The 1,897-nt window shown below is 46.3% G+C and carries 2 protein-coding genes; one reads left to right on the top strand and one right to left on the bottom strand.

Annotated features, from left to right (window positions below):
* Positions 1-313 precede the first annotated feature (313 nt).
* Positions 314-1,261 (top strand): tRNA (adenosine(37)-N6)-dimethylallyltransferase MiaA, encoded by a 948-nt coding sequence (miaA, locus tag H6S82_RS31545; protein WP_190463284.1) that lies wholly within the window; start codon positions 314-316, stop codon positions 1,259-1,261.
* A gap of 36 nt (positions 1,262-1,297) precedes the next feature.
* Here miaA and H6S82_RS31540 read toward each other — a convergent pair whose 3' ends face one another.
* On the bottom strand, positions 1,298-1,756 hold the full coding sequence (locus H6S82_RS31540; protein ID WP_190463286.1) for a hypothetical protein: 459 nt from the start codon (positions 1,754-1,756) through the stop codon (positions 1,298-1,300).
* Between the last annotated feature and the right edge of the window lie 141 nt (positions 1,757-1,897).

Raw genomic sequence — 1,897 nt, 5'->3', positions numbered from 1 at the left:
CGATGGAGTTGTCCACCACCTCGTAAACTAAATGATGGAGTCCCCTCGGACCCGTCGAACCGATGTACATACCCGGTCTTTTGCGGACCGGCTCCAGACCTTCCAGAACTTGAATCTGATCGGCGCTGTAACTGCTCGTCATAAAAGGAGTTCTCCAATAAAGGCTTTGAGCCGTATAATGGCCCCAAAAGGAAAAAACACTCCAAAATTGTAACACAAAAGGGTTGGAGGCGGCTGTAGGTCAATTTGATGGGAAATTTTTTAAGGGGATGAACCCATTGAATATTTTCGATTTGAGATTTTGGATTTTAGATTGACTGCTACAAAACTGATCGCGATCTGTGGCCCTACGGCGACGGGTAAGTCGGGGCTGGCTTTGGAATTGGCTCAGCGGCTCGGTTCTGTTATCCTCAGTGCTGATTCCCGTCAAGTGTACCGCGAGTTCGACATCGGCACAGCTAAGCCTTCTATAGCTGAGCAAGATCTGGTGCCGCATTATTTGATTGATATCTGCGATCCTACGGAAAATTTTACGGTTGCCGATTATCAACAAAAAGCTCAAGCTTTAATTGCTTCTCCCCCACTCCCCCACTCCCCCGCTCCCCCGCTCTTACTCGTTGGCGGCACGGGTTTATACATACGTTCGATCGCGCAGGGGATGAAAATTCCCAGGGTAGCACCGCAGAAAGAATTGCGATCGCAATTGGAATCTCTCAGACAAACTTACGGACAAACTCAACTTTACGCATTCCTCCAACAAGTCGATCGCACTGCTGCCCAAAAAATTCACCCCAACGACCCAGTGCGAACGTTACGAGCCTTAGAAGTATTTTACGTCACCGGCAAACCGATCTCCGAGCAGCAGGGAGAAAATCCACCCGATTATCCGATTTTGCAGATTGGCTTGGATTGCGATTCTTCTCACCTGAAGCGTCGCATCGAACAGCGCACCGAAATAATGATAGCAGATGGTTTGGTGAAGGAGGTAGAAACTCTCTGCCAAAAATATGGTGCCGATTTGCCTTTGCTCGATACGCTGGGATATGCAGAAATGAAACAATATTTAGCTGGTCAAATTAGCCTGACTGAAGCGCAAGATTTAACTGTTTTGCACACCCGACAATTTGCCAAGCGACAGCGCACTTGGTTTCGCAAATATCCTGAGATTGAATGGTTTGATGTAGAACACCCCGAACTGTTAGAAAAAGTGTGGCGAAGAGTGCAGGAGTTTATCGCAGAATGTCAGCAAAAAAGCTACTAAAATATATATGCAATCATCTCCATTTAGGCAGATTGGCTAATATCTAACAGGCCGTACAAATCTAGAATTAGCTCGCACTAAACAGATGCGATCGTCATCGTCAATGCTGACTTTCAGCCAAGGTAAGCCATTTTCATCCTCAAAGGTTCCCGATCCGGCTGGGCCGAGGTTAACGCTGATTCTGGTGTCTTTGCGAAAACGACGCACTACCGGCCACGCACTGATATTCATTCTGGGGAAAGTCGCACCGGGGTCCATCCATTCTCTCGGCATTCGCGAAGACCAACGGCAGTTGAGTCCGTTAGGATCGGGGTCTACTACTACCCACCGCTCGCTCATTACCAAGGGATAATTCCCGTTGCGATCGGCTCTTGGCAATGGCATTTCCTGCGCTTTTGCTCCTATTGCTACTAGGCAGAGGGCAGTTGCAGAAAGCAACAGCGATTTTATCTTGAAACTGGCTTTAGGGGAAAGTATAAAATTGTTTTCTTTCATCAAATTTTTCCTCGCTTTGAGAAGTTAATCAGCTTTCTTTTTATAATCTATTCTTTAAAAAGTTAAACGTCGATTGTACTTGACAAGCTGTATCAATATTTTGTAATTTTTAATGTAGTTGGGCTGCGGCAGTGATAGTTT

It is taken from the genome of Planktothrix sp. FACHB-1355 (assembly GCF_014748295.1).
GTDB classification, from domain to species: Bacteria; Cyanobacteriota; Cyanobacteriia; order Cyanobacteriales; family Aerosakkonemataceae; genus Aerosakkonema; species Aerosakkonema funiforme_A.
The sequence above is the reverse complement of the archived record's forward strand: the minus strand, read 5'-3'. Positions and strand labels throughout refer to the sequence as shown.